Here is a 26,135-nt window from a genome sequence, read left to right on the forward strand (position 1 = left end):
GGTTCCCTCCCCCTCGCGGGGCAGGCAGTCGCATATGGGAATTTGAGTGATGTAGGCGTTGGCGGTGGGCTCCCTCCCCCGCAAGCGGGAGAGGGAGCCCACCGTCAAATGCCTACATCACTTCAATCCCCCATATGCGATTGCCTGCTTTCCAAGGGGGGTGGGAATCCGCGCGCTATCGCTTGGCGCTGGCGAGCTCGGCCGAGCTTCGCGCGGCTTCGGCGAGCTGGGCGGAGATCGCGGCCGTTTCGGCCGGATTGCCCCAGCTCGGCGCATCGCTGCCGTTGCCCCAGGCGCGCGGACGATAGAAGGTGTGGACACCGAACTTGTACATCTTCTTCATCTCGCTGACCCAGGACGGCCGCACCCAATAGGCGTGGTAGTGGGTCGAGCGGTCGACTTCGGGCAGCCACAATTTGCCGTCGAGCATCGCCTTCGAGATCTTCTTGGCGCGGTCCCACATGTCGGGCTCGCGGACCACGTCGCGCACGTTGTCGCAGGCGAAGGTGAACTGGCAGGCGTAGTGCCGGTGCTTGTTCTGGTAGACCACACCGCACACGGTGTCGGGATATTTGCCGGAGAAGGCGCGGTTCAGCACCACCTGCGCAACCGCGATCTGGCCACGCACCGCTTCGCCGCGCGCCTCGAAATACACTGCCTCGGCAAGGCACTTCTCCGACTTGGCGCGGGAACGATCGTCGAACAGGCCAAGCCGCTCCGCCGGCGTCTTGCTGTGCTGATCGTCGGCGTTGACCTCGCCCTTCGGCGCGATGCTCTCGCCCATCTCGCCGGCCTTCACCGGGCCGTCGGCATCGACCGGCAGCGAGGCCATCACCTTCATGTCGGGATCGGGCTGCGCGGCCGGCGTCACGATGGTGGGCTCCTCGCCGGGCTGCCAGCGCTCGATGCTCTCGGGCGCGCCGAGCGACGAGCCGAAGAACAGGCTTGAGGTCTGGACCGAGAACGGATCGCGGGCCGTGTCGGCGTGAGCCGCGCGTGCGGGCGCGGCCGGCGCGGGCTTCAAATCGTTGAGCGGGTCGGCCTCCAGCGACAGCGACACATCCTGCTGCTGCGCGGACGGCTGCGAGTATTGCAGGAGCGGCGGCGCACGCAGCGCCTCCTGCAATTCGGGATCGAGCGGCGCGTTATCCGCCGGTGCGGTCGCGGTCTTCATCCCCTTCACCGACGAATTCGACGTCGCCGGATCCTCGTTCGGCTGGCCCGGATTCACGGGCAGCTCCGGCGCGACCGTGTCAGGCGTACGGACGACGAGACGGTCGCCCTTCAGCGTGCGGTCGACCCGCGGGAAATCGGAGGCCTGGTAGCGCGGCGGCGGCGCCGCGATCGGATTGCGCGTCACGGTGCCGGTAATGTCTGTGCTCTGATTGCCGAGGCTGGCGAGAATGACGTTCGGAGCCAGCGGCGCGGAGGTGCCGATCGGACGGCCGAAACTGTAGGTGGCGACCTGGATCGAACCGACCGCGGAGGCGAACACGCGCTTCTGCCAGCGCTCCGCGACGCCCGGCTGGCGGGCGAGCAGCGAGGCGATATCCTGATATCCGGTCTCGGTCGGCATCAGGGCGAAGATGCTGAGACCGAGACCGAAGAGCGCAAATCGTGCGCCCTTCGGCTGGTTACGCAACACAAACATCGTACGCTCACGCAACGCTTACTGTGCAATCGAACGCGGTACATCCGCGCAATTCGACCTTTATCGTTGCTAACGTGTTTAGGTTGCCGCGGAGTTAATCGACGTTGCCCGCGCGCTACACTCAAGTGATCACGCAGCTTCTGAAGATCGCATCGTGCGCCTTGGTAAATGCGCGGCGGATGAAGCTCGTAAACGGCGCGTCAACGAAGATGGTGAACAGAGCGTTACGCGTACGTCTCTCTCCATCCGTCATTGCGAGCGAAGCGAAGCAATCCATCGCTCCGCACATGCGGGCCAATGGATTGCTTCGCTTCGCTCGCAATGACGATGGTGCAAGAAAAGAAAATGCCCGGGACAAGCCCGGGCATGACGCCGCTTGTGACGGTTATTGTGCCACCGCTGCTGCGCTCACGCCTGGCTGGCGACCGCCTTGCCGAGCGCGGCCTGCGCCGCGGCGAGGCGCGCGATCGGCACGCGGTAGGGCGAGCACGAGACGTAGTCGAGGCCGACCTCGTGGCAGAACGCCACCGACGCCGGATCGCCGCCATGCTCGCCGCAGATGCCGACCTTCAGGCTCGGCCGGGTCTTGCGGCCGCGGGTGACGCCGATCTTCACCAGTTCGCCGACGCCGTCGCGATCGACCGAGATGAACGGATCGATCTCCAGAATGCCCTTGGCGACATAGGTACCGAGGAAGCTCGCGGCGTCGTCGCGGCTGATGCCGTAGGTGGTCTGCGTCAGGTCGTTGGTGCCGAACGAGAAGAACTCCGCGGTCTCCGCCACCTCGCCGGCCATCAGGCAGGCGCGCGGCAGCTCGATCATGGTGCCGACCTGGTAATTCAGCTTGACGCCGGTCTCCTTCATCACCGCGTTGGCGGTGGCATCGATGCGTGCCTTGACCAGATCGAACTCGGCCTTGGTCGCGATCAGCGGCACCATCACCTCGAGACCGACCGGCTTGCCGGTGCGCTTGCCGGCCTCGACCGCGGCCTCGAAGATCGCGCGCGCCTGCATCTCGGCGATCTCAGGATAGGCGATCGCAAGACGGCAGCCGCGGAAGCCGAGCATCGGGTTGAACTCGGCGAGCTCGCGGGCACGATCGGCGAGCTTGCGCGGATCGGTGTTCATCGCGCGCGCCACTTCCTCGACCTCGGCGTGGGTGTGCGGCAGGAACTCGTGCAGCGGCGGATCAAGCAGGCGGATCGTGACGGGCAGGCCCTTCATGATCTCGAACAGCTCGACAAAGTCGGCGCGCTGCATCGGCAAGAGCTTCGACAGCGCGGCGCGGCGCGACTGCTCGTCCTCGGAGAGGATCATCTCGCGCACGGTGCGGATGCGGGTCTCCTCGAAGAACATATGCTCGGTGCGGCAGAGGCCGATGCCCTCGGCACCGAACTTCACCGCGGTGCGCGCGTCATCGGGCGTGTCGCCATTGACGCGAACGCCGAGCTTGCGGACCTCGTCGGCCCAGCTCATCAGCGTGCCGAACTCGCCGGACAGCTCCGGCTCGATCATCGGCATGCGGCCAGCCAGCACCTGGCCGACCGAGCCGTCGATGGTGATGACGTCGCCGGTCTTGAAGGTGCGCTGCCCCACGGTCATGGTGCCGCGGCCGTAATCGACGCGGATGGTGCCGCAGCCGGAAACGCAGGGCTTGCCCATGCCGCGCGCGACCACCGCCGCATGCGAGGTCATGCCGCCGCGCGTCGTGAGGATGCCCTCGGCGGCGTGCATGCCGTGGATGTCTTCAGGGCTGGTCTCGATGCGGACCAGGATCACCTTGCGCCCGTCGGCCTGCAGCTTGGCCGCTTCGTCCGACGAGAACACGATTTCGCCGGCGGCGGCGCCGGGCGAAGCCGGCAGGCCGGTCGCGATCACGTCGCGCTTGGCGGCCGGGTCGATGGTCGGGTGCAGCAGCTGATCGAGCGAAGCCGGATCGATCCGCGTCACCGCGTCCTTGCGGGAGATCAGGCCTTCATTGGCGAGCTCGACCGCGATGCGCAGCGCCGCCTTCGCGGTGCGCTTGCCGCTGCGGGTCTGCAGCATCCACAGCTTGCCCTGCTCGACCGTGAACTCCATGTCCTGCATGTCGCGGTAGTGCTTCTCGAGCAGCGTGTAGATCCGCGTCAGCTCCTTGAATGCCGCGGGCATCGCGGCTTCCATTGAGGCCTTGTCGGAGCCCGACTCCTGGCGCGCTTCCTCGGTGATGTCCTGCGGGGTGCGGATGCCGGCAACCACGTCCTCGCCCTGCGCGTTGATCAGGAACTCGCCGTAGAGCTTGCTCTCGCCGGTCGACGGATTGCGCGTGAACGCAACGCCGGTCGCCGACGTCTCGCCCATGTTGCCGAACACCATCGCCTGCACGTTGACGGCGGTGCCCCAGGACTCCGGAATATCGTGCAGCTTGCGATAGGTCACCGCGCGCGCGTTCATCCAGGATGAGAACACGGCACCGATCGCGCCCCACAGCTGATCATGCGGATCCTGCGGGAACTCTTGGCCGGTCTCCTTCGCCACCGCTTCCTTGTACTTGCCGACCAGTTCGACCCAGTCGTCGCCGGTGAGGTCGGTGTCAAGCGAATAGCCCTGGCTGTCCTTGAAGGTGTCGAGGATATCCTCGAAGTGATGATGCTCGAAGCCGAGCACGACGTCCGAATACATCGTGATGAAGCGGCGATAGCTGTCATACGCAAAACGGCGGTCGCCCGAGAGCTCGGCGAGCGCTTCGACCGTCTGGTCGTTGAGGCCGAGATTGAGCACGGTGTCCATCATGCCCGGCATCGAGGCGCGGGCGCCGGAGCGCACCGACACCAGCAGCGGGTTCTTGGCGTCGCCGAAGGTCTTGCCGGTGATCTTGCCGACATAGTCGAGCGCCTTCTCGACCTGCGCCTTCAATTCCTTCGGATAGGTCTTGTCGTGCTCGTAGAAGTAAGTGCAGACCGAGGTCGGGATGGTGAAGCCGGGAGGTACCGGCAGGCCGAGATTGGCCATTTCCGCGAGATTGGCGCCCTTGCCGCCGAGCAGATCGCGCAGGCCCGCCTGGCCCTCCGCCTTGCCGTCACCGAACGTGTAGACCCATTTGCCAGCCTTGATTGCAATCTGTGCAGGCTTCGCCGTGGCCTTGCCGGCGGCCTTCGCGGCCGCCTTCGGCGCCACCTTTGGGGCGGTCTTCTTCAGCGCCTTGCGAGCCTGCGGCGCGGCCTTCCGGGCCGGGACAGAGGGCTTTGATTTCGCTGCAGTTTTCACGACAGTTTTCACGACAGTTTTCTTGGACTTCGCGACGGCTTTGGCCATGTCAGACAACAATCCGGAAAGAGGGGTCGAGGATGCGCGCCTTACACCATTTTGGGGGGTCCCGCGCAAGCCGCGAAACCCCGCTTTCCGCTACATATGGATCCAACGCAGCAGCCCCATTCCCACCAACCCGACGAAGATCAGGTAGATGGCGACGATGTAGTTCAGCAGCCGCGGCATGATGAGGATCAATATGCCCGCGATCAAAGCTACAATGGCAGGCAGATGCGCAGCGGTGATGACCATTGAAATTCTCCGGTGGTTTTCGGAAGATCGAATCGAGAGCGGCAGTCTATCCGCCGGGAACGCAAGTTCCCACATCAAGACGCGCGTGATGCCGACGGGTTCCGGCATCTCACGAAATTTGCTCGAAAATGCCGCGTATATGACAGTGGTTTTTCCGGAACATCACAGTAGCCGATGAATTGGCTTGCCATGCGCGCTGGCGAAGGCCGGCGCCTTGGAGCGTGAATGCGCAGCGTGAAGATGGAGTGAGCCATGCGAAACAGATTACTTGCCGTTGCAGCCGTTGCTGCTGCGATCACGGTGCCGGCTGTTGCCGCACAGGCGCAGACCGTCGGCATCGTTCGCGGCGGTCCTTCAGTCGCCGTCGAGGATGACGGCGGAATCGCAATCGAGCAGCGTCCGGCGTTCCGTGAATATATCGTGCGCGAGCGCGTGCCGGACTACAGAATCCCCGACCGCATCGCAGTCGGCACCGTGTTGCCGGAAGTCGGCGTGACCTATTACGACGTACCGCAGCGGTTCGGCGCGACACCCTATCGCTACACCGTCGTGAATGGCGAGACCGTTCTGGTCGAGCCGCGGTCGCGCCGCATCGTTCAGGTGGTCGATTAATCCAATCGTGAAGCGACCCGCCTGAATGAGCAGTCCGGGCGCCGCGCAAGCGGATGTGCGCGAGGGTCGACCGGACCAGAAAGCCTCGCCTGGCCTCCCCTCCAGGCGGGGCTTTTCTGTTGCGCGCCGGCGCGCCCTGTTACTGCGAGCGCTATGACTTGAGGATCGAGAGCAGTGTCGAGGTCGACTTGTAGTTCTTCACCGCAGCGTCCTGGAAATCCGGCGTCCAGTTGGTCGCCTGCCGCTCCTCCGAGCTCATCGACGAATACTGCTTGAGAATGCCGAGGCTGAACTGGCGCGGATCGCCGGCGGACTGGCTCTGCTTCAGCGCGTCGAGCACGGCAAGGCGTGTCCGTGTGTTGAGCTCCTGCTTGGCGGCGAAGATCTCCTCGACCGAGAACTTCTTGTCCTGGTTCAGCGAGATCGCCGAGAGCGAGCGGTTGTCGAGCGAGGACAGGTTGGCGAGCTGACCATTCTTGCGTCCGGGATCGAAGACCAGTTCCTTGCCGTTCTTCGCCGCTTCGCTCTTCTGCCGGTCGAGGAAGGCGCGCACATCGGTTGCGATGCTGCTGAAGTCGCGCGGCGTATTCGTCTTGGGCGGCGGCGCCGTCCCCGCCAGCGCTGCTGCGATCGGATCGCCGGGAATGTCCGCCGGCACCGTGTTCGGATCCTGCTGGGTCGCCTGATAGCCCTTCAGCACCGCGGCGCGCTGCCTGGCCCAGGTCGCCGTCGCCTTCTCCTCGTCGCTGGCGCCGTCGAACCAGTCGAGCGCCGCCTTGTAGCTGACGCTGTAGTCGCCGGTCAGGCGCGTCGTCGCAAGCGACGGCTGCAGCGCGGCATCAAAACGCTGCTTCAATTCGGCGCCGGCGACCGCCTGCTCATCCGGCGAGAACTTGCCGCCATTGTTGGTCGAGATCGCGAACAGCGAGCGGCGGTCCAGCGTCGACAGATCGATCGTGGTCTCGCCGTCGACGATCGGGCCCTTCACGCCCGCGACCGTGTAGAGCCGGTCGAGCGTGATGCGCGCATCGTTCGTCACCGTCGCGAAGTCGGGCAGCTGCGATTTTGCAAGTTGCGCGCGGGCGGCATCCGACAGCGTGAGATTGGTGGCCGCGTTCGAGGCGGAAAATGCCGAAGCATCGCCGGCGCTGCCGTCGCCCGACAGCGTCGCGGCGAGCGAGGGCGTCGCTGCGGCGCGCGCATAGGCCGAACCATACTGGGCGTAAGGATTGGTACCGATCGAGGTCATCGGGTCCCTGCATTGGCGCGAGGGCGATTTCTTAAGAAATCGTTGATCGGTGAGGACCTTCGCAGGGCATGGTTAACAAATTGCAAATTGTGTCGAAATATTTCCCGACAGCCGGCCCCTCAGCCCTCGATCCTGGAGAAATCCGCCACCGCGCGCGTCGCGGCCCTGATCTCGTTGAGCAGTTTCAGGCGGTTCTCGCGCACCTTCGGATCGTCGTCGTTGACCTTGACCTTGTCGAAGAACGCATCGACTGCCGGGCGGAGCTTTGCCATCGCGCTCATCGCGGCGGCGAAGTCTTCCTTGGCGACCGCGATGGAGGCCTCTCGCTTCACCTGGTCGATTGCCGCAGCCAGCATCTTCTCTTCGTCGAGCTTGTAGAGCGCAGCGTCAGGCGCGCCATCGAAGCTGCGCTTGTCCTTCTTCTCTTCGATCGCGAGGATGTTGCTGGCGCGCTTCGTCCCGGCGAGCAGGTTCTTGCCGTCATCGCTGTCGAGGAATTTGCCGAGTGCTTCGACGCGGCGGACGACCAGCAGCAGATCGTCCTGGCCGCCGAGCGAGAATACGGCATCGACGAGATCGTGCCGCGCGCCCTGCTCGCGAAGCTGCACCTTCAAACGGTCGGCGAAGAAGGCGAGCAGATCGTTCGGCAGCGCTTCGACATCCGCTTTGACTGACAGTCCGGACAATGCAGATTTTGCGGCTTTCAGGATCGGCAGACGCAGCGCATTCTCAACGATCAGCCTGATCATGCCGAGCGACGCGCGACGCAGCGCATACGGATCCTTCGACCCTGTCGGCTTCTCATCGATCGCCCAGAAACCCGCGAGCGTATCCAGCTTATCCGCCAGCGCCACAGCCACACTCACCGGATCGGTCGGCACGCGATCGGTCGGCCCCTGCGGCTTCCAATGCTCCTCGCTCGCGGCGGCGACGGAGGCGTCCTCGCCCTGCGCCAGCGCGTAATACTTGCCCATCAATCCCTGCAACTCGGGGAATTCGCCGACGACTTCGGTCAGCAAATCCGCCTTTGCCAGGCGTGCGGCACGCTTGGTCTTCTCGACATCGGCGCCGACCAGCGGCGCGATCTCGGCAGCGAGCCGCTCGATCCGCTTGATCCGCTCGGCCTGGGTGCCGAGCTTCTCGTGGAACACGATCTGCTCGAACTTCGGCAGCCGGTCTTCCAGCTTGATCTTCAGATCGGTCTCGTAGAAAAATTTCGCGTCGGAGAGACGCGGACGGATCACGCGCTCGTTGCCGGCGACGATGGTCTTGCCGTCGTCGGGCGCCTCGATGTTGGCGGTCAACACGAACTTGTTGGTCAGCTTGCCCGTCTTGGGATCCTTGACCACGAAGCACTTCTGGTTGTTGCGGATGGTGGCGCGGATCACTTCATCGGGGATCGCCAGGAATTCCCGCTCGAACGATCCCATCATCACGACAGGCCATTCGACGAGGCCCGAAACCTCGTCGAGCAGCACCTGGTCCTCGACCAGTTCGAGGCCCTGCGCGAACGCCAGTTCCTTGGCGTCGGCGAGGATGATGTCCTTGCGCGCCTGCGGATCGAGGATGACCTTTGCCGCCTTGAGCTTGGCCTCGTAGTCCTCCAAACGGCGCACGGAGATCGGCCCCGGCGCCATGAAGCGGTGACCGTAGGTGGTCTGCCCGGCTTCGATGCCGTCGATGGAGAATTTGACGACATCCGGCTCCTCGGTCTCGAGCCCGAAGGTTGCGGTGATCGCGTGCAACGGCCGCACCCAGGAGAGCGAGCCCGATTTGGCCGAGCGAGCGCCCCAGCGCATCGATTTCGGCCACGGGAAGGTGCGGATGATCACCGGCAACATTTCCGCGATGACGTCGATCGCATCGCGTCCGGCCTTCTCGATCAACGCGACGTAGAAATCGCCCTTCGGATCCTTCTGGATGATCGCTTCATCCAGCGACTTCAGACCGGTTGCCTTCAGGAAGCCCTGCACCGCCGCATCCGGAGCGCCAATCTTCGGGCCGCGACGTTCGGTCTTCAGGTCGGGCTGGCGCGCAGGGATGCCGTGCACGGTGAGCGCAAGGCGGCGCGGCGTTGCGAATGCCTTGGCGCCTTCATAGACGAGGCCCTCGGCGACCAGCCTGTCGGTCACCATGCGGCGCAGATCGTCGGCCGCCTTGGCCTGCATGCGGGCGGGGATTTCTTCGGAGAACAGTTCGAGGAGAAGATCGGGCATCAGGCCGCCCTGCCCGTTTCAGTGTGGATCCAGGCCTCGCCGCAGGCCTTTGCGAGATCGCGCACCCGCGCGATGTAGCTCTGCCGCTCCGTCACCGAGATGACGCCGCGGGCATCCAGCAGGTTGAAGACGTGGCTCGCCTTGATGCACTGGTCGTAGGCCGGCAAGGCCATCAGATGTTCCTTTTGATTGCCGCCATCGCGCCAGCCGGCGGCGAGATATTTCCGGCAGGCCTCTTCGGCCATCCTGAACTGCTCGAACAGCATCGCGGTGTCGGCATATTCGAAATTGTGCCGCGAATATTCCTGCTCGGCCTGCAGGAACACGTCGCCATAGGTCACCTTCTCCGCGCCCTCGCGGCCGTTGAAGTTGAGGTCGTAGACCCGGTCGACGCCCTGCACATACATCGCGAGCCGCTCGAGCCCGTAGGTGAGCTCGCCCGCGACCGGGGCGCATTCGACGCCGGCAACCTGCTGGAAGTAGGTGAACTGGCTGACCTCCATGCCGTCGCACCAGCATTCCCAGCCGAGCCCCCAGGCCCCCAGCGTCGGGCTTTCCCAATCGTCCTCGACGAAGCGGATGTCATGGATGGCGGAATCGATCCCGATCGCGGCGAGCGACTTCAGGTACAGCTCCTGAAGGTTCGGTGGCGATGGCTTCATGATCACCTGGAACTGGTAGTAGTGCTGCAGGCGGTTGGGGTTCTCGCCGTAGCGACCGTCCTTCGGCCGCCGCGATGGCTGCACATAGGCCGCGTTCCACGGCTTCGGCCCCAGCGCGCGCAGGGTGGTGGCGGGATGGAAAGTGCCGGCGCCCATCTCCATGTCGTAGGGCTGCAGGATGACGCAGCCCTGCTCGGCCCAGAACCGCTGCAAAGCAAGGATGAAGCCCTGGAACGAACGTTCCGGGCGCATGTGGTCAGGCAGAGCGTCCATCGTCAGCACGGGTCTCGCGAGGGGTTGGGAAGCGCGCGGGACCGTATCGGCGGCGGCCAATGGAATCAAGGCGATGCCGGAATTCCGGCACCGCCATTTTGCGGCTTTTGCAGCTGGTTAGCCCGGACGGTACGCGCCGGTCACGGGGTCGCGGCGCAGGGTCTTGATTTCGCTCGCGCGGGTAGCGTCGGCCATGCGGGCGAGCCGCGCCTCTTCCAGCTCCTGGTTGATCCGGACCGCCGTCTTGTACGCCCAGCGGACCACGGCCAGGCTTCCCAAAACGCCTGCGAATGCAATCAGCGCCGGCATTGGTCGATCCTTGTCGTTCACGTCTGTCAGGCCCCCAATGACCGTATTGTCGCCGAACCCCGCCTGCGCCGCAATCGCGCTTTTGGGGACTAAATGGCGCGCTCACAACCGCGTTAGAACCCGAATTTGGCCCAAATCGCCCGGGTTTCCAGCGCGGAAATCAACTCCTCGGGCAATCCGGCGATGCCGTCCAGCTGTGACAGCGACCCCGCCCCCGGCGTCCGGCGGCCGAGCAGGCCGGACAGCAGGCCGCTGGCCGGCGCGATCACCGGCGTCAGCACCTTGTCGCCATAGCGGGCGCGCAGGGTCGCGCGGATGTCACCGACCCCGTCGGCGAGGCCGAGCCCGATCGCGGTCTCGCCCACCCAATATTCGCCGGTGAACAGCACGTCGTCAGGCCCCTTCAGCCGCGCGCCCCGGCTCTGCTTCACCAGCGCAATGAAGACGGCGTGGATCTCGCGCTGGATCGCCTTGAGCCGCGCGACGTCTTCGGGGTTCTCCGGCAGGAACGGATCGAGCATCGCCTTGTGGCTGCCCGACGTATAGAGCCGCCGCTCGACGCCGATCTTCTTGATCAACCCCTCGAGCCCGAAGGTGCCGCCGACCACGCCGATCGAGCCGAGGATCGAGGACGGGTCGCAATAAATCTCATCGCCTGCGCAGGCGATCATGTAGCCGCCGGACGCCGCGACGTCCTCGACGAACACCAGCACCGGCAGCTTCTTCTCGGCGGCGAGTTGGCGGATGCGCAGATAAATCTGACGTGACTGCACAGGTGAGCCGCCGGGCGAATTGATCACCAGCGCCACCGCCTTGGCATTCCGCGTGCCAAAGGCGCGCTCCAGCATCTTGGCGACGCCGGCGAGATTCATGCCCGGGCGCAGCGGCGTCACCGCGCCGATCACGCCCGACAGCCGCACCACCGGCACGATCGCCGCGCCGCGCCTGCAGCGTGCAGGAAGTATCCCCTGCAGACGCTCCAGCAGTCCGCCCGAACGCTGCTGCCGATCACTTATTTGTTCACTCATGCACTTACCTCGAATTAACCACTTTTTATCACGCCACTGTCATTGGAGTTCGCGGAACGCGTTTTGCATTCTTCCCGTTGGATGGCTGCAACGACGCGGCGGAGAGGGATATGAAGATCTATCTGCTGATTTTGCTGATCGGTACACTGCTCACGGCCATCCGCTTCACGTCAACGCCGGAACGCCAGTCGGAAACGGCCCCGCAGTAAGCCCGCCCAATCACGGCGCGGGCAGCGAGACTGCCCGCTATGGCCGCGCCAGCGGCAATCCTTCCTTTCCAGCCAGAATCTCCTGCACCCATTTATTGGGCACACCTGGCTTTTCATTGAGCAGCAGCGCGGCATGAAGCCGCGTCGGCGCCCGTCCACCCTTGGTGGCGCGCACCAGAATCCTGATCGCCGGCGACGCCACGTCACCGTGAACCGGCAGGATCTCGAGACTGCCAAAGCCGCGGCCCAGCGCAGCCAGCACCTCGGCAATCCCGTCCGCGCGCCAGATCATCGCCAGCCGACCGTTCGATTTCAGAAGCCGCCGCGCCACGTGGACCCAGCTATGCAGCGTGGTTGCGGTCGCGACATGCGCGCGCTCCCGCACCTGGTCTGGCGAGGCGCGATGCCTGGCGGGATCGTTGAATGGCGGGTTCATCAGCACGACATCGGCGCTGTCAGGGCCAAGGCCAGCGACGGTGAAAGCAGAGGCGTCGGCCTCGACATCGAGCACGATCACGTCGGCCGGGATCGCATTGACTGCGGCATTGTCCCGGGCAAGCTCGGCCAGCGCGGGGTCGATCTCGATCAGCGCAAGCGCGATGCCGCCGACCCGCCGCGCCACTGCCAGGCCTGCCGCGCCGACCCCGGAACCGAGGTCGACGACCCGGTCGCCCGGCTGCGCCGGGGTCGCAGCGGCGAGCAGGATCGCATCATGCCCCGCGCGATGGCCGCTGCGCGGCTGGCGCAGACGCAATTGGCCGCCGAGGAAGCCATCCTCGGTGACATCAGGAGCGAAAGACAGCTTTTTTGACGCGTTCTCGTCACGCGAACGCCGGCCCACGTCGCTTGAAGACGCTCTACTCATCGGCCCGCAATTCGTGGCCGAGGCCCGCGTCGGTCAGCAGCTGGCGGGCCTGCTGGTTGTCGTCGTCATGCACCAGGATCCGCCGCGGCAGCACCCCGAGCGAGCCCTCGATGATGCTCATGTTCTGGTCGAGCACCAGATGGTGGATGTTAGCGCTGTCGAGCAGCGCGCCGATGGCGGAGACCAGCACGATGTCGTTGGTCCGAACCAATTCCCGCAAAATACGCTCTCCTCTGGGCCCGGCTGGCCGGCCGCTGCGACATCTGTCAACAACTTCGTGGTCTTGCCGCTTCACCGCGCAGTTTCTATTGTTATAGCTGAGGATAGTGCGAATTCGGCAAAATTGGAGACCAGCGTGGCGGTTATTGTACCCTTTGAAAGCCCGTCCAATGCTTCGATCGACGGGCTGGTGGGACTTGTCGCCGCCGACATGGAGCGGGTCAACGCGACCATCATCTCGCGGACCGGCTCGGAGGTCACCATGATCCCCGAGGTCGCCAACCATCTGATCTCCTCCGGGGGCAAGCGGCTGCGCCCGATGCTGACCCTGGCGATGGCCCAATTGTCTGACTATTCGGGCGACGGCCATATCAAGCTCGCCGCCGCGGTCGAGTTCATGCACACCGCGACCCTGTTGCATGACGACGTGGTCGACGAGAGCGAGCTGCGCCGCGGCAAGCTCTCGGCGCGGATGCTGTGGGGCAACGAGGCCAGCGTCTTGGTCGGCGACTTCCTGCTCGGCCAGGCGTTCCGGATGATGGTCGAGGTCGGCTCGCTGCGCGCGCTCGACATCCTCTCGGCCGCGGCCGCCACCATCGCAGAGGGCGAGGTGATGCAGCTTGCCGCCGCCAAGAACACCGCGACCACCGAGGACGAGTATCTCGCCGTCATCCGCGGCAAGACCGCCGAGCTGTTCGCGGCGGCCTGCGAGGTCGGCCCGGTGATCGCCAGCCGCCCGAAGGCTGAGCAGACCGCCTGCCGCTCGGTCGGCATGAATCTCGGCATCGCCTTCCAGTTGGTCGACGACGTGCTCGACTATGGCGGCAAGTCCGCCAAGCTCGGCAAGAATGTCGGCGACGATTTCCGCGAGGGCAAGATCACCCTGCCGGTGGTGCTCGCTTTCCGCCGCGGCAACGATACCGAGCGCAAGTTCTGGATCCGCGCGCTGGAACGCGGCGAGATCGGCGCCAGCGACCTCGATCACGCCATCGGGCTGATGACCAAGCACCGCGCGCTGGAGGACACGATCAGCCGCGCCCAGCACTACGGCGCCATGGCCGTCGACGCGCTGGCGCTGTTCCCGCCCTCGCCGATGAAGACGGCGCTGGAGCAGGTGGTGGCGTTCTGTCTCGCGCGGTCGCATTGATCTAGTTGTCGCACAGCACACGCTACTTAGTCCTGTCACCCCGCCAAACGCTTCGCATTTGTCGCTGCAGGAGCGCCGACGGGGGTGAGCGTTGGGTGGGACATTCAAACAGCTTTGCTCGGTGTCATCGCGCGGCTCGACCAGGCGATCCAGTATTCCAGAGACAGTCTTTATTGAGCCGATGGGCCGCAGCGTACTGGATCGCCCGGTCCCGTCTACGCCAAGGCTTCACGAGGCTTGGGGTATGGGCGCGCCGAAGCTTTAGCGGAGGCGGCAAGCCGGGCGATGGCAGTGGTGGTTGGGATATGGCTTCGCATTCTCGCGACATGTCTTGTCCGAGTTTTGCATTTCGTTTCGCCGCTCTTCGAGCAGAGGGCGCAGGGAAAGCCGGGTGCCGATCGCACCCATGGGCCCCGAGCAATGGGTAGAAAGCTCGGGGGTAGGACCACAGGTGTAACCGGAAACAACCCGGCTTTCCCTGCGCGATGGGTTACGGCTTATACGTGCTTACCCCGGCGAGACTGGGCTTGTTTGTCACCGCTTCCGCAAAGACGCTTGCGCGTCTTGCGGGAGGACACCTGCCACCAGGGCGTCCGGCCTGCACGATTTCGCCGTCCGCCTCGCGTGCTGTCGTCACTGACACGCGCGGCGTCCACCGCATCTCACCGCAACACCGTGACGATGCGCAGCGCCCCTCGATCGGGTGAGACGGAGACATTGAACATCTGAGTTGGGGTGCGGGTCAAGAGAAAATTCGGAAAATAAGAACGTCCTCGTCATCCCGGCGCGCGCCACTTGGCGCGAGCCCGGAATGACGGATGATGCTCTACTTCTCCACCGGCACCCAGATCTCGAGCCCGCCATTGCCGGTCGACGGATCGAAATTCTCGTCGTAGCGCTCGAAGTTCGGCGCGTCGGCGACCTTCATGCCGGACTGCGGCAGCCAGCGATTCCAGATCGTGTTGACGGTGCGGCGGATGGTCGAGATGTGGTCCTTGTGGGTGAACACGAGGTATTTCTGCGCCGGGATGCGCACGCGCGCGAATTCGCGCGGCAGGTCGGAGAAGTCGGCGACCTCGACGCCGGCGATGTAGTCGAAGTTGCCGGCGTCGTCGCCGTTGCAGCAGACGCCGAAGGCGACATTGCCGACCCGGCGCGGAATCTCGGCATGCTTGAGGTGAAACTCGTGCCACTGGCTCGGAATGCCGGCACCGCCGCCGCTGCCAAGATCGTAGCGCTCGCCGATGCCGGCGACGAGGAACGCCTTGGCGGTCGCGGTGCGCGGCGGATCGATGTGATCGAGGGCGGTCGAGATCATGGTGATCGGCTCCTGGAGCTTGAGCGTGGCGAGGCAAGTGGTCGCGCGCACCGTTTCGGGCGTGACGCCGAAATGGTCGCGGAACGCGCGGGTGAATGCTTCGTGGGAGCCGTAATCCGCATCCAGCGCGACGTTGAGGATATCGGGCGCACCGGCGGCGAGCTCGCGGGCGGCCTCGCTGAGGCGCCGCGCCCGCACATAGCGCATCACTGAGAACCCGGTTGCCTCTGCGAACGCGCGCACCAGATGAAAGCGCGAGACCCCGGCGACGCCGGCGATCTCGTCGAGCGTCAGCGGCGTGCGAAGATGGCTTTCGATGTACCAGAGCGCCTTCTGGGCTGGGTTCATGGATCACGCTTCCCTTGCAAAGCGGGCGCAGCATGCAGCGCGGCCGCGCGCGGCGCTTGATCGCTCTTGCGGGTCGGCCGTTGAAACTTCGGTTCCGCCGCGCGGAAATCCGGCGCATCGCCGTCGCTGGCAACATGGTCGCAATCGTGCATACTCGCGCTCGCATCGGTCCGACGGCTCCCAAGCTGCCCGATAAACAACACTGAGCCGCGGCCAGAATGTCAGGGAGGACAATGATGCATCACCGACGCCTGAGCCATGCCCTATCCGCAGCACTTGCGGCCCTTGTGACGATCGCCGTCGCAGGCGCCGCCAACGCACAGAAGAAATACGATCAGGGCGCAACCGACACCGAGATCAAGGTCGGCAATATCATGCCCTATTCGGGCCCGGCATCCGCCTATGCCACCATCGGCAAAACCGAGGCGGCCTATTTCAACAAGCTCAACAGCGAAGGCGGCATCAACGGCCGCAAGATCAACTTCATCTCCTATGACGACGCCTACTCACCGCCGAAGATGGTCGAGCAGGCCCGCAAGCTGGTCGAGAGCGACGAGGTCTTGCTGATCTTCAACCCGCTGGGCACGCCGGGCAACACCGCGATCCAGAAATACATGAACGCCAAGAAGGTGCCGCAGCTGTTCGTCTCGACCGGCGCGGCGAAGTGGAACGACCCGAAGAATTTTCCGTGGACCATGGGCTGGCAGCCGAGCTACCAGGTCGAAGCGCGCATCTATGCCAAATACATTTTGCAGAACTATCCGGGCAAGACCATCGGCGTGCTCTACCAGAACGACGATTTCGGCAAGGACTATCTGATCGGCCTGCATGACGGGCTGGGCGACCAGGCCAAGAAGCTGATCGTCGTCGAGACCTCCTACGAGACCGCCTCGCCGACGGTGGATTCGCAGATCGTGCAGATCAAGGGTGCCAACCCCGACATCTTCATCAACATCGCAACGCCGAAATTCGCGGCGCAGGCGATCAAGAAGGTCGCCGAACTCGGCTGGCATCCGGTGCAGTTCCTGACCAACGTCTCGGGCTCGATCGGCGGCGTGATGAAGCCGGCGGGCTATGAGGCGAGCCAGGGCGTGCTCTCCACCGCCTACCTCAAGGATCCCAAGGACGCGGAGTGGAAGAACGATCCAGCCATGAACGAATGGCGCGCCTTCATGGCCAAGTGGTATCCCGAGGGCGACCTCGACGACGCCGCCACCGTGTTCGGCTACGGCGTCGCCAAGGGGCTGGAGCAGGTGCTGCGGCAATGCGGCGACAACCTTACCCGAGAGAACCTGATGAAGCAGGCCGCCAGCCTGAACTTCGAGATCGGCATCTATCTGCCGGGCACGAAGATCAAGACCGGCCCTGACGATTACGCGCCGATCGAGCAGTTGCAGATGATGCGGTTCAAGGGCGAGAGCTGGGAACGGTTCGGCCCGATCATGAGCGGCGAGAAAAGCTCGTAAAGGGCGCGCTGCACAAATTTTTGGAGTTGGTGATGCCCGGCGCAAGGCCGGGCATCCACGTCTTCGACACGATTCACGCGCTACAATTTTCCCGCGCTACACTTGCGCAGCCGGGCATACGAGCGGAACGCGACGCCGTCCTTCAGCGAGCCATGTCCGGTCACCATGATAGCCAGGGACATCCTGCGATCGTAAGGACAACAACAATGAAAATCACCGACGTCCGCGCCCACCACATCCGGATCCCCTATGACGCGGGGCCGGCGAGCTTCCGCCAGGGCGCGTCGGCGATCTCGGCGCTCGACATGGTGCTGGTCGAGGTGTCGACCGATGCCGGCCTGACCGGCTGGGGCGATGCCTTCGCCTATGTCAGCCCGAAGACCAACAGCATGGCGGTCACCGAGATGATCGCGCCGCAGGCGCGCGGGCTCGAAGTGCCGGATGCCGCCGGCATTCCCGCCGTGATGGAGCAGATCCAGCGCAACCTGCATCTGTTCGGCCGCTACGGCATCACGATGTTTGCGATCTCCGCGCTCGACATCGCGCTGTGGGATCTCGCCGGCAAGGTCAAGGGCATGCCGCTGCATCAGCTGATCGGCGGCGCCAAGCGCAGCAAGATCCCGGCCTATGCCAGCCTGCTGCGGATCGGCACGCCGCAGCACATCGCCAGCGAATGCAAGAAGGCGATCAAGCTTGGCTATTCGGCGATCAAGCTGCACGAGACCACGGTCCCCGCCGTCACCGCCGCGCGCGAGGCGATCGGCCCCGGCGTGCCGCTGATGGTCGACATGAACTGTCCGCTGGACGGCCCGGCCGCGATTCAGCCATGCGCAGCCGTCGGTGATCAAGGTCGGCGGCGTCACCGAATTCCTCAAGGTCGCGGTGCTCGCCGACGAGTTCGGCGTCCAGGTGATCCCGCACTCGCCGTATTTCGGACCCGGCTTCCTCGCCACGTTGCATCTGATGGCGGTGCGCGATGCCGGCATGATCGAGGTGTTCTTCATGACGCGCCCCGCCTGCCTGTGGGGCAACCGCATCGACGTCGACGCCAGCGGCCACGTCGCCGTGCCGCAGGGCGAAGGGCTCGGCTATGAGCCGGATCGCGATGTGATGGAGAAGTATCGCGTGGCGTGAGCGACCGACGCCACAACACAAGGGCGCCTCCTCTCCCGCTTGCGGGAGAGGACCTAAGGACGCGGATAGACGCTCCCTACTTCGTTCCCTCCTTCGCGGCCGGCGCGGCGTCCTTCGCTGCCGGCGCGTCGGCTTTCTTCTTCAGATCATCAGCCAGCTTGCCTTGCGCCGCCTGCAAATCCGCGGCGAGCTTTTGCAAAGCCGCGACCGCGTTCTGCAAGTTTGCGATTTGGCGATTGGCCGCGTCGAGCTTCTGCTGATGATCCGTCGTCAGCTTGCCGATCGTCTTCTGCAGGAAATCGACATTGCTCTGCAGGCAGCTGGTGCGCCGCTCCATCGTCTTCTCGACCGTGCAGATCTCGATGCCCGGAACGTCCTGCGCGCGCGCGTGTTCGGCAACTGCGAATGCAGGCAGCACGAGCGCGGCAGCAGCAATACGAGCAATCATCGTCATCCCCCCGTCAGGTGTACCGTTCACAGCTTTGTGCGCGCGATGCTCAAAGCGAGGCAGAGATACCACACTGATACCGCATTCGAGCGGTCTGCTTCGCCTATTACGAGGAACTTCTCGTGGGGACGGGGGCCTTCGGAACTGGTTTGGTTCGATCCCTTTTGGCTCGACCTTGGGCAGTGGAGACAGATCACATGGCGACGCGCGACAAACGGCTGGCGCAATTCGATGGCAATGGCGAACCTTCACCGGAACAGCGAGTCGAAGTGCTTTGTGAGGATCACAGCGGAACGTATCAGTTGCCGTTCGCCTGCCGCTTCGTCAACGGCCAGTGGCGCAATGACACGACCGGCGGCGCGCTCGAGGCCAATGTCATCGCCTGGCGCATGCCGCGCGACAAGCAGGTGATGACCTGAGCACCAGCATGCGCGCCGCTGTTCCAAAACGCGACGCGACCTCTCACGATCTTAAGATTCGGAACGCGGACGGAACGAACCGCGTCCGAATCACTGATCGGGCGCCGTACGCCGTTGTTCACGGCTAGATGTGGCGACCGATCCGATCCGGTGCACCACATACAGAAGCATGACGATCGGCCGCACCCAGCGGCCGACGATAAAGGTTAATTCCTCCGCCGACGACATGACATTCTCCCTGGTGATCATTTCCACGGCGTGGGCGGAGGCACCTTGTCTGTCCACGGCTCGACGTCGACGGTCTGGAAGTCGGCAGGGCTGACGATTTCGAGGTATTCCATGTCCTCGGAATAATCGAACAGGTAATGGGTGATGCCGGGCCGCTGATGCACGACGTCGCCGGCCTGCACCAAGGTCTCCTTGTCCTCGTACATGAAGCGGGCCCAGCCCTTGGTCATGATGACGATCTGGAATTCGCACAGATGCTTGTGCCAGCCGGTCCCCTCCTCGGGCGGCAGTTCGGGGTTGGCCTTGACCAGATGACAGATCACCTGGCCGTTGGTGGCATCGGCAATGCCGAGATCGCGGTACAGGAAGAAGTCGCGCAGACCTCCGCCCTTGAAGTCGGTGTCACCGGGTTTGACGTGGGAGAATTTGCTGACGACGGCGTGTTGATTCATCTGAAGCCTCCACGGTTCTCGTGTTCGCGAGATCGCGGCGCGGCTCGGCGTCCAAATTTTCGGCAGCGTCGCATCGTCGCGGTCACAGCTTGGGAACCGCCATGCGAAATCCTTGCCAGCGGCGCGCCGCTACCGTGGCAGTGCCGCGCCATCAATCGCGACGTCGCGGAAGCATCTGGCGCAGGCCGCGAATTTGCGTTGGGTGATGATGGCCGCGTGCTCCGTCGGAGGCGGTGACGCCGATCGCCGGCGGCATCTCCATTGAGCAAACGCTGCCCGGAGCTTGAGCCGGCGACGCAGGCAGGCCGGCGGCAGGCTGCCTAATATTCGACCTCGAGCTCCTCGACATCGGCCGGCTCGGCCTTCGCCGCCGCGATCCATTCGACCATCTCGGGCATCATCATGATGGTCGTGGCATAGGCTGCGAGCAGCGGCTCGAGCTTCACGTCGTAGGTCAGGAAGCGGGTGACGACGGGGGCGTACATCGCATCCGCCATGGTGCGGCGCGCGCCGAACAGGAACGGCCCGCCCGAGCTGGCCAGGCAGTCGCGCCAGATTGCGCAGACGCGGTCGATATCAGCCTGCGCCCGCGACCAGATCTTAAAGCCGGGAAAATGTCCCCTGAGATTGACAGGCAGCGAGGCGCGCAGCGTCGTGAAGCCGGAATGGATCTCCCCACAAATCGAGCGGCAATGCGCGCGCTGGATCCGGTCCGCCGGCAGCAGCCCGGCCTGCGGCATGATCTCGTTGAGATACTCGGCAATCGCCAGCGTATCCCACACGGTCGCCCCCTCGTGGCGCAGGCACGGCACCAGGATCGAGGACGACAGCAGCAACAGCTCGGCCCGCGCCGACGGATCGTCGGGTGCGGTGACGACCTCCTCGAACTCCAGCCCGGCGAATTTCGCCAGCAACCAGCCGCGCAGCGACCAGGATGAATAGTTCTTGCTGCTGATGGTGAGTGTCGTCGTCGCCATGCCCATGCCTCACGCGTGAACGCCTGCCCGCCTCCTGCGGCCCGCTGACGTGCCCAGGAGCCGGGAGATCGGCCAATTTCGCAGCAAGCCACATGCCAATTTGCCGGGCAGCCCGCCCTCACTCTGGCGTCGATATTGCATAGCAAGGGCCTGCCGGGGGTGGATGCGTATGATGTCGATGCTGTACCAAGCCTACCAGAACCACGCGGATATCACGGCGCCATGGCGGACCGGGGCCGCGGCGGCGCTGAAATACCTCAATCTGCTGCCGCAAAGCACCTCGGGGCGGGCGTTCGGCCGGCTCGCGGCGGCACTCGAGCTGATTTCGCGCTCCACCCTGACTTACGCCCGGCCGGATTACGGCATCGATAGCGTGACCGTCGGCAACCGGGACCTGGAGGTGACCGAGGAGATCGCCTACGCGACGCCGTTCGGCTCGCTGCTGCACTTCAAGAAGATCGACGCGCCGGAGCAGCCGCGGCTGTTGCTGGTGGCGCCGATGTCCGGCCATTTCGCGACGCTGCTGCGCGGCACGGTGAAGACGCTGCTGCAGGACCACGACGTCTACATCACCGACTGGCACAATCCGCGCGACATCCCGCGCGAGGAAGGCCGCTTCGGCCTCGAGGACTACACCGACCACCTGATCGAATTCCTCGGCCAGCTCGGCCCGCGCGCCCACATGGTCGCGATCTGCCAGCCCTCGGTGTCGGCGCTGGCGGCGGCAGCGATCATGTCGGAGGACAACCACCCGGCGCGGCCGGCCTCGCTGACGCTGATGGCCGGGCCGATCGACACCCGGATCCAGCCGACCAAGGTCAACCAGTTCGCCACCAGCAAGCCGATCAAATGGTTCGAGGACAATCTGATCAACTACGTGCCGGTGCAATGCAAGGGCGCGCTGCGCAAGGTCTATCCCGGCTTCGTGCAGCTCACCGCCTTCGTGTCGATGAACCTCGAGCGTCACATCAAGCAGCACATCGAGCTCGCGCGCCATCTGGCCAGCGGCGAGACCGAGAAGGCCGAAGTGATCAAGACCTTCTACGACGAGTATTTCGCCGTGATGGACCTGCCCGCGGAGTTCTACATCGAGACCGTCCGCGACGTGTTCCAGGAACACCTGTTGCCGCAAGGCAGACTGATGCACCGCGGCCGCCCGGTGAACCCGGCCGCGATCCGGCGCATGGGCCTGATGACGGTGGAAGGCGAGAAGGACGACATCTGCTCGATCGGCCAGACGCTGGCGGCGCAGGACCTCTGCACCGGCGTGCGCACCTATCGCAAGGTGCACCACATGCAGGCCGGCGTCGGCCATTACGGCGTGTTCTCCGGCAAGCGCTGGAACAATGAGATCTACCCGCTGCTGCGCGATTTCGTGCATGTGAATTCGTAAAGGGACGGCGGCACTCTTTCTTCGTCATTGCGAAGCCCTGGTAGCCCGGATGAAGCGAAGCGCAGTCCGGGGCCGATGCTCGCCGCGAGAGAGGGGGACCCCGGATTGCGCTGCGCTCCATCCGGGCTACGAAAGACGGCTGGCCACGCCTGTTCCCGCGCAGTAGTGTCTCCGCCACGACGACCCCCGCCCGAAGAATCGTCCAGGGAGAAACCTCCATGCGCGCCGCCTGCCGCACTCTTGCGCTCGCCTTCCTCGCCGCCCTCGCCTTCGCGTCGGCCGCCTCCGCTGCCGAGGTCCATGTCATGATCTCGGGCGGGCTGACCGCGGCCTACAAGGCGCTGGTGCCGGAGTTCGAGCGCAAGACCGGGCACAAGGTGGTTACCGCCTATGGGCCGTCGATGGGCACCACGACCAATGCGATCCCGGTGCGGCTGGAGCGCGGCGAGCCGGCCGACGTGCTGATCATGGTCGGCTATGCGCTGGGCGACCTGATCAAGCAGGGCAAGGTGGTGGCCGACAGCCGCGTCGACCTCGTCAAGTCGCCGATCGGGATCGCGGTCCAATCAGGCACGCCGAAGCCGGACATCTCTTCGGCCGACACCGTCAAGCAGGCGCTGCTGGCGGCGAAGACCATCGCCTATTCCGACAGCGCCAGCGGCGTCTACGTCTCGACCGAGATGTTCGCCAAGCTCGGCATCGCCGACCAGATGAAAGGCAAGGCGCGGATGATCCCGGCGACACCGGTCGGCGAGATCGTGGCGCACGGCGAGGCCGAAATCGGCTTCCAGCAGATCTCCGAGCTGAAGCCGGTCGCCGGCATCGACATCGTCGGCCCGCTGCCGGAGCCGCTGCAGAAGATCACGGTGTTCTCCGCCGGCATCGCCAAGGTCTCGAAGGAGCCGGACGCCGGCAAGGCGCTGATCAGCTTCCTCGCCTCGCCCGACGCCCGCCACGCGCTGGTCAAGAGCGGGCTCGATCCGATTCCATCGGGCGCGACGCATTGATTGCGTCAACTACGCGAGCTCTTGCCCCGTCATCTTGAGGTGCGAGCCTCTTCGGCAAGGCTCGCACCTCAGGATGACGGAGAGAGAGCTGGGACGGGTTCACCAGCTACCGCCAATGATGCGCGCCGTAGGCGAGCAGCAGCACGATCACCATCCCCAGCAGCAGCGTCGTCGACTTCCAGAACAGCACCGGGTTGCGCTCGATCAGCGGGGTCGATGACGTCGCGAGATATTTTGCGTTGGGATTGCGCAGGTCGAACAGGAACTCGGAAAAGCTGTCGTAGCGCTTCAGCGGATTGGGGTGTACGGCGCGCTCCAGCGTGCGGTCGACCCAGATCGGGATGTCGCGGCCGCCATGCGCGGCCGGGCTGTAGACCAGCCGGCTGAAATCCGCCGGGGTGCGGGCGCGCGCGATCTGCGCGCCGTAGGGCAGCCGCCCGGTCAGCATCTGGTAGGTGACGACGCCGAGCGAGAACAGGTCGGAGCGCGGCGTGCCCGGTCCGTCCAGGAAATATTCCGGCGCGGTGTATTGCTGGGTGCCGAGAATCTCCTCGCCGCCCGACGGCGCGGCGTCGGCGACGCCCGCGATCCGGGTCGAGCCGAAATCGATGATCTTCACCGTGCCGGTGCGATCGATCATGATGTTGTCGGGCCTGACATCCTGATGCAGCATCTCCTTGCGGTGGAAGGCCCGCAGTCCCCTCGCGATCTGCTCGGTGATGTCGCGCACCGTCTCCAGCGCCGGAACGGGATGGTCGATCATCCACTGCGTCAGGGTCTGGCCGTCGACATATTCGGTCGCGACATAGAGGAAATTGCGCCGGCGCTGCGGCAGCCAGGGTTTCAGCACATGCGGGCTGTCGATCCGTTTCGCAACCCACTCCTCCATCATGAAGCGCTTCAGATAGGCCGGATCGTCGCGCAGATCGATCGATGGGATCTTGATGGTGACGGTGGTGCCGGAGTCCTCGTCGACCGCGAGATAGATGTGGCTGCGGTGCGAGGCGTGCAGCTCGCGGACGATGCGATAGCCGTCGAAGCGCATGCGCGCCTCGAGCAGCGGCGGCACCGGCAACTCGGTGGGCTGGCCGAACACCTCGCCGGCATCGCCGTCGGGCAGTTCGTCGATGCGGATGATCTGCGCGGTGAGATTGTCCGGGCTGCCGCGCTCGAACGCCTGTCCGACGATCGACCGCGCCGCTTGGTCGAGATCGTCGCCGCCGTCCTGGATGAGCTTGGCGAGCTGGCGCGGCGGGACATGCTCGTAGATCCCGTCGGTGACGAGAAGAAACGTGTCGCCCCGCTCCAGCCGGACATTCTGGTAGTCGATCTCGAGCTGCGGGTTCACGCCGAGCGCGCGGCCGAGGTAGCTCTGCTGCGAGGAGATCACGACGCGATGATCGTTGGTCAATTGCTCGAGGCTGCTGCCGGCGAGGCGGTAGATCCTCGAGTCGCCGACATGAAACAGATGTGCCGTGGTCGACCTGATGACCATGGCGCTCAGCGTGCAGACATAGCCCCTGTCCTTGTCATACGGGTTCTGGCTGCGCCGCGTCTGCGCGTGCAGCCAGGAATTGGTCGCCTCCAGCACGCGCTGCGCCGAGGTCTTCACCGACCAGGATTCCGAGGTGCAGTAATAGTCGGTGAGAAAGCCCTTGACCGCGGATTCGGCCGCGACGCGGCCGACGCTGCTGGATGAGATGCCGTCGGCCAGCACCACCGCGATGCCCTTCAGGCCGAGCAGCGGCTCCTCGGGGATCAGCACGCCGTGGAAATCCTGATTGGCGTCCTTGCGGCCCCTATCAGAGAATTGCCCGACCGATATTTTCAGCGCGCGCGGCATCGCTCGTGTTCATGGCCGATGGATCTCTCCTGAAGGAGAGACCCATCCGCCCGCGCAGATCAAGCCGCGAGCCGCTGGCGCTTCGGTGCCGTCTTCACGTGGGTGGTGTAGAGCGTCAGCCCGGTGAAGGCGAGACCGCCGACGAGGTTGCCGACCACGGTCGGGATCTCGTTCCAGATCAAATAATCCATAATGGTGAAGTGACCGCCGAGCAGGAGGCCGGACGGGAACAGGAACATGTTCACGATCGAATGCTCGAAGGTCATGTAGAAGAACAGCATGATCGGCATCCACATCGCGATCACCTTGCCGCTCACGGTGGTCGAGATCATTGCGCCGACCACGCCGGCCGAGACCATCCAGTTGCACAGCATGCCGCGGATGAACAGCGTCAGCATGCCGGCCGCGCCATGCGCCGCATAGCCGACGGTGCGGCTCTCGCCGATGGTGCCAATCACCTGCCCGACCTTGTCCGGCGGCGAGGAGAAGCCGAAGGTGAACACGATCGACATCATCACCGCGACCGTGAAGGCGCCGGCGAAATTGCCGATGAAGACGAGGCCCCAGTTGCGCAGCACACCGCCCAGCGTGACGCCGGGGCGCTTGTCGATCAAGGCGAGCGGCGCCAGCACGAACACGCCGGTCAAAAGATCGAAGCCGAACAGATAAAGCATGCAGAAGCCGACCGGAAACAGCGCCGCGCCGACGATCGAGACGCCGGTGTTGACGTTGATGGTCACCGCGAAGGCAGCCGCCAGCGCCAGGATCGCGCCCGCCATATAGGCGCGGATCACGGTGTCGCGGGTCGACATGAAGATCTTGGATTCGCCGGCGTCGACCATCTTGGTGACGAATTCTGACGGTGCGAGATAGGCCATTTCGTAAAGTCCCCTTTGCGCAATCGGGCCGCCCCGGCTGCATGCCGGAGTCGACGCAGGTTGGTTGAAATGCTCGTCGGTTCCGGGAACGCATGCCGCGATCACGCCGCCGAGCGGCGGCTACAACACCGGAGCAACAGCCGGTGCGCGATCAGGGCGGGAATCCACAGGCTTCGCGGAGAAATGGTCTCGACGATGGCTCGCTGCGCCCTGGCAGGGCGCGTGATCCCCTCACCTCCGCCAG

General features: G+C 64.7%; 23 protein-coding genes and 1 pseudogene. 7 read left to right on the top strand and 17 right to left on the bottom strand.

All coding sequences use genetic code 11. The features are described 5' to 3' along the window. Positions 1 to 175: 175 nt before the first annotated feature. The 3 genes from J6500_RS24945 to J6500_RS24955 all read right to left on the bottom strand — a co-directional run bounded on the left by J6500_RS24945 (position 176) and on the right by J6500_RS24955 (position 5,191). Complete coding sequence (locus J6500_RS24945; RefSeq protein WP_225715350.1) at positions 176 to 1,651, bottom strand: cell wall hydrolase; 1,476 nt, start codon at positions 1,649 to 1,651, stop codon at positions 176 to 178. A 408-nt stretch (positions 1,652 to 2,059) separates the two neighbouring features. After that, entirely contained in the window at positions 2,060 to 4,945 is a 2,886-nt protein-coding gene (gene ppdK / locus J6500_RS24950; protein WP_225715351.1) for a pyruvate, phosphate dikinase, read from the bottom strand. A gap of 90 nt (positions 4,946 to 5,035) precedes the next feature. After that, positions 5,036 to 5,191, bottom strand: a complete 156-nt coding sequence (locus J6500_RS24955) for a DUF3096 domain-containing protein (protein ID WP_225715352.1) — start codon at positions 5,189 to 5,191, stop codon at positions 5,036 to 5,038. A gap of 252 nt (positions 5,192 to 5,443) precedes the next feature. Between J6500_RS24955 and J6500_RS24960 the strand changes: the two genes are divergently transcribed. Continuing rightward, positions 5,444 to 5,803, top strand: a complete 360-nt coding sequence (locus J6500_RS24960; protein WP_225715353.1) for a DUF1236 domain-containing protein — start codon at positions 5,444 to 5,446, stop codon at positions 5,801 to 5,803. A gap of 151 nt (positions 5,804 to 5,954) precedes the next feature. Here the strand turns inward: J6500_RS24960 and J6500_RS24965 are convergent, their stop codons facing one another. From J6500_RS24965 to J6500_RS24995, 7 genes are all read right to left on the bottom strand, one after another. Further along, positions 5,955 to 7,052 carry a hypothetical protein gene (locus J6500_RS24965; protein WP_225715354.1) on the bottom strand — a complete coding sequence of 366 codons (1,098 nt, stop codon included), beginning with the start codon at positions 7,050 to 7,052 and terminating at the stop codon, positions 5,955 to 5,957. A gap of 119 nt (positions 7,053 to 7,171) precedes the next feature. Then, positions 7,172 to 9,268, bottom strand: a complete 2,097-nt coding sequence (gene glyS / locus J6500_RS24970) for a glycine--tRNA ligase subunit beta (protein ID WP_225715355.1) — start codon at positions 9,266 to 9,268, stop codon at positions 7,172 to 7,174. Then, entirely contained in the window at positions 9,268 to 10,203 is a 936-nt protein-coding gene (locus tag J6500_RS24975; RefSeq protein WP_225715356.1) for a glycine--tRNA ligase subunit alpha, read from the bottom strand. The genes glyS and J6500_RS24975 overlap by 1 nt, the downstream gene beginning before the upstream one ends. A 117-nt stretch (positions 10,204 to 10,320) precedes the next feature. Beyond that, the gene (locus tag J6500_RS24980; RefSeq protein WP_225715357.1) at positions 10,321 to 10,512 is read right to left on the bottom strand and encodes a hypothetical protein; all 192 of its coding nucleotides are present in this window, start codon (positions 10,510 to 10,512) and stop codon (positions 10,321 to 10,323) included. 113 nt (positions 10,513 to 10,625) lie between these two features. Beyond that, entirely contained in the window at positions 10,626 to 11,540 is a 915-nt protein-coding gene (locus J6500_RS24985; protein ID WP_225715358.1) for a S49 family peptidase, read from the bottom strand. Between the two features lie 246 nt (positions 11,541 to 11,786). After that, positions 11,787 to 12,614: a tRNA1(Val) (adenine(37)-N6)-methyltransferase gene (locus tag J6500_RS24990; RefSeq protein ID WP_376707856.1), complete on the bottom strand. Its 828-nt coding sequence runs from the start codon at positions 12,612 to 12,614 to the stop codon at positions 11,787 to 11,789. Continuing rightward, positions 12,607 to 12,834, bottom strand: a complete 228-nt coding sequence (locus J6500_RS24995) for a putative signal transducing protein (protein ID WP_225715359.1) — start codon at positions 12,832 to 12,834, stop codon at positions 12,607 to 12,609. Before J6500_RS24995 ends, J6500_RS24990 begins: the two co-directional genes overlap by 8 nt. A gap of 135 nt (positions 12,835 to 12,969) precedes the next feature. On the opposite strand from J6500_RS24995, the gene J6500_RS25000 reads away from it, so the two are divergent. Then, complete coding sequence (locus J6500_RS25000) at positions 12,970 to 13,980, top strand: polyprenyl synthetase family protein (protein ID WP_225715360.1); 1,011 nt, start codon at positions 12,970 to 12,972, stop codon at positions 13,978 to 13,980. An 826-nt stretch (positions 13,981 to 14,806) separates the two neighbouring features. Here J6500_RS25000 and J6500_RS25005 read toward each other — a convergent pair. After that, positions 14,807 to 15,646 carry an AraC family transcriptional regulator gene (locus J6500_RS25005; protein WP_225715361.1) on the bottom strand — a complete coding sequence of 280 codons (840 nt, stop codon included), beginning with the start codon at positions 15,644 to 15,646 and terminating at the stop codon, positions 14,807 to 14,809. Positions 15,647 to 15,879: 233 nt separating this feature from the next. Here J6500_RS25005 and J6500_RS25010 point away from each other — a divergent pair, with 233 nt between their 5' ends. Continuing rightward, complete coding sequence (locus tag J6500_RS25010; protein WP_225715362.1) at positions 15,880 to 17,112, top strand: ABC transporter substrate-binding protein; 1,233 nt, start codon at positions 15,880 to 15,882, stop codon at positions 17,110 to 17,112. Positions 17,113 to 17,318: 206 nt separating this feature from the next. Continuing rightward, positions 17,319 to 18,246: pseudogene (locus J6500_RS32250) on the top strand (mandelate racemase/muconate lactonizing enzyme family protein). Positions 18,247 to 18,322: 76 nt separating this feature from the next. On the opposite strand, the gene J6500_RS25025 reads toward J6500_RS32250, so the two are convergent. Further along, positions 18,323 to 18,694, bottom strand: a complete 372-nt coding sequence (locus J6500_RS25025; RefSeq protein WP_225715427.1) for a hypothetical protein — start codon at positions 18,692 to 18,694, stop codon at positions 18,323 to 18,325. Between the two features lie 197 nt (positions 18,695 to 18,891). Here J6500_RS25025 and J6500_RS25030 point away from each other — a divergent pair, with 197 nt between their 5' ends. Next, positions 18,892 to 19,113, top strand: a complete 222-nt coding sequence (locus J6500_RS25030; protein ID WP_225715364.1) for a hypothetical protein — start codon at positions 18,892 to 18,894, stop codon at positions 19,111 to 19,113. 90 nt (positions 19,114 to 19,203) lie between these two features. Here the strand turns inward: J6500_RS25030 and J6500_RS25035 are convergent, their stop codons facing one another. From J6500_RS25035 to J6500_RS25045, 3 genes are all read right to left on the bottom strand, one after another. Next, entirely contained in the window at positions 19,204 to 19,341 is a 138-nt protein-coding gene (locus J6500_RS25035) for a hypothetical protein (protein WP_225715365.1), read from the bottom strand. A 17-nt stretch (positions 19,342 to 19,358) separates the two neighbouring features. Next, complete coding sequence (locus J6500_RS25040; protein ID WP_225715366.1) at positions 19,359 to 19,793, bottom strand: cupin domain-containing protein; 435 nt, start codon at positions 19,791 to 19,793, stop codon at positions 19,359 to 19,361. A gap of 320 nt (positions 19,794 to 20,113) precedes the next feature. Continuing rightward, positions 20,114 to 20,770, bottom strand: coding sequence for a glutathione S-transferase family protein (locus tag J6500_RS25045; protein ID WP_225715367.1), 657 nt, complete (start codon positions 20,768 to 20,770; stop codon positions 20,114 to 20,116). A gap of 169 nt (positions 20,771 to 20,939) precedes the next feature. Here J6500_RS25045 and J6500_RS25050 point away from each other — a divergent pair, with 169 nt between their 5' ends. Both J6500_RS25050 and J6500_RS25055 read left to right on the top strand, forming a co-directional pair. Continuing rightward, a complete protein-coding gene (locus J6500_RS25050; protein ID WP_225715368.1) occupies positions 20,940 to 22,163 on the top strand; it encodes a polyhydroxyalkanoate depolymerase in 1,224 nt (407 codons plus the stop codon). Positions 22,164 to 22,381: 218 nt separating this feature from the next. After that, entirely contained in the window at positions 22,382 to 23,170 is a 789-nt protein-coding gene (locus J6500_RS25055) for a substrate-binding domain-containing protein (protein ID WP_225715369.1), read from the top strand. A gap of 106 nt (positions 23,171 to 23,276) precedes the next feature. Here J6500_RS25055 and J6500_RS25060 read toward each other — a convergent pair whose 3' ends face one another. Beyond that, positions 23,277 to 25,013 (bottom strand): bifunctional protein-serine/threonine kinase/phosphatase, encoded by a 1,737-nt coding sequence (locus J6500_RS25060; RefSeq protein WP_225715370.1) that lies wholly within the window; start codon positions 25,011 to 25,013, stop codon positions 23,277 to 23,279. A gap of 59 nt (positions 25,014 to 25,072) precedes the next feature. After that, the gene (locus tag J6500_RS25065) at positions 25,073 to 25,891 is read right to left on the bottom strand and encodes a formate/nitrite transporter family protein (protein ID WP_225715371.1); all 819 of its coding nucleotides are present in this window, start codon (positions 25,889 to 25,891) and stop codon (positions 25,073 to 25,075) included. Between the last annotated feature and the right edge of the window lie 244 nt (positions 25,892 to 26,135).

It is taken from the genome of Bradyrhizobium semiaridum (genome assembly GCF_020329505.1).
Taxonomy (GTDB): domain Bacteria; phylum Pseudomonadota; class Alphaproteobacteria; order Rhizobiales; family Xanthobacteraceae; genus Bradyrhizobium; species Bradyrhizobium semiaridum.

Coding starts and splice junctions, on each gene's coding strand:
- J6500_RS25025 (WP_225715427.1), bottom strand. CDS start 18,694: ATGATTGCTCGTATTGCTGCTGCCGCGCTCGTGCTGCCTGCATTCGCA.
- J6500_RS25060 (WP_225715370.1), bottom strand. CDS start 25,013: ATGCCGCGCGCGCTGAAAATATCGGTCGGGCAATTCTCTGATAGGGGC.
- J6500_RS25050 (WP_225715368.1), top strand. CDS start 20,940: ATGATGTCGATGCTGTACCAAGCCTACCAGAACCACGCGGATATCACG.
- J6500_RS25010 (WP_225715362.1), top strand. CDS start 15,880: ATGATGCATCACCGACGCCTGAGCCATGCCCTATCCGCAGCACTTGCG.
- glyS (WP_225715355.1), bottom strand. CDS start 9,268: ATGCCCGATCTTCTCCTCGAACTGTTCTCCGAAGAAATCCCCGCCCGC.
- J6500_RS24980 (WP_225715357.1), bottom strand. CDS start 10,512: ATGCCGGCGCTGATTGCATTCGCAGGCGTTTTGGGAAGCCTGGCCGTG.
- J6500_RS24960 (WP_225715353.1), top strand. CDS start 5,444: ATGCGAAACAGATTACTTGCCGTTGCAGCCGTTGCTGCTGCGATCACG.
- J6500_RS25030 (WP_225715364.1), top strand. CDS start 18,892: ATGGCGACGCGCGACAAACGGCTGGCGCAATTCGATGGCAATGGCGAA.
- J6500_RS24985 (WP_225715358.1), bottom strand. CDS start 11,540: ATGAGTGAACAAATAAGTGATCGGCAGCAGCGTTCGGGCGGACTGCTG.
- J6500_RS24990 (WP_376707856.1), bottom strand. CDS start 12,614: ATGAGTAGAGCGTCTTCAAGCGACGTGGGCCGGCGTTCGCGTGACGAG.
- J6500_RS24965 (WP_225715354.1), bottom strand. CDS start 7,052: ATGACCTCGATCGGTACCAATCCTTACGCCCAGTATGGTTCGGCCTAT.
- J6500_RS24945 (WP_225715350.1), bottom strand. CDS start 1,651: ATGTTTGTGTTGCGTAACCAGCCGAAGGGCGCACGATTTGCGCTCTTC.
- J6500_RS25065 (WP_225715371.1), bottom strand. CDS start 25,891: ATGGCCTATCTCGCACCGTCAGAATTCGTCACCAAGATGGTCGACGCC.
- J6500_RS25055 (WP_225715369.1), top strand. CDS start 22,382: ATGCGCGCCGCCTGCCGCACTCTTGCGCTCGCCTTCCTCGCCGCCCTC.
- J6500_RS24955 (WP_225715352.1), bottom strand. CDS start 5,191: ATGGTCATCACCGCTGCGCATCTGCCTGCCATTGTAGCTTTGATCGCG.
- J6500_RS25005 (WP_225715361.1), bottom strand. CDS start 15,646: ATGAACCCAGCCCAGAAGGCGCTCTGGTACATCGAAAGCCATCTTCGC.
- J6500_RS25035 (WP_225715365.1), bottom strand. CDS start 19,341: ATGTCGTCGGCGGAGGAATTAACCTTTATCGTCGGCCGCTGGGTGCGG.
- J6500_RS25045 (WP_225715367.1), bottom strand. CDS start 20,770: ATGGCGACGACGACACTCACCATCAGCAGCAAGAACTATTCATCCTGG.
- ppdK (WP_225715351.1), bottom strand. CDS start 4,945: ATGGCCAAAGCCGTCGCGAAGTCCAAGAAAACTGTCGTGAAAACTGTC.
- J6500_RS25040 (WP_225715366.1), bottom strand. CDS start 19,793: ATGAATCAACACGCCGTCGTCAGCAAATTCTCCCACGTCAAACCCGGT.
- J6500_RS24975 (WP_225715356.1), bottom strand. CDS start 10,203: ATGGACGCTCTGCCTGACCACATGCGCCCGGAACGTTCGTTCCAGGGC.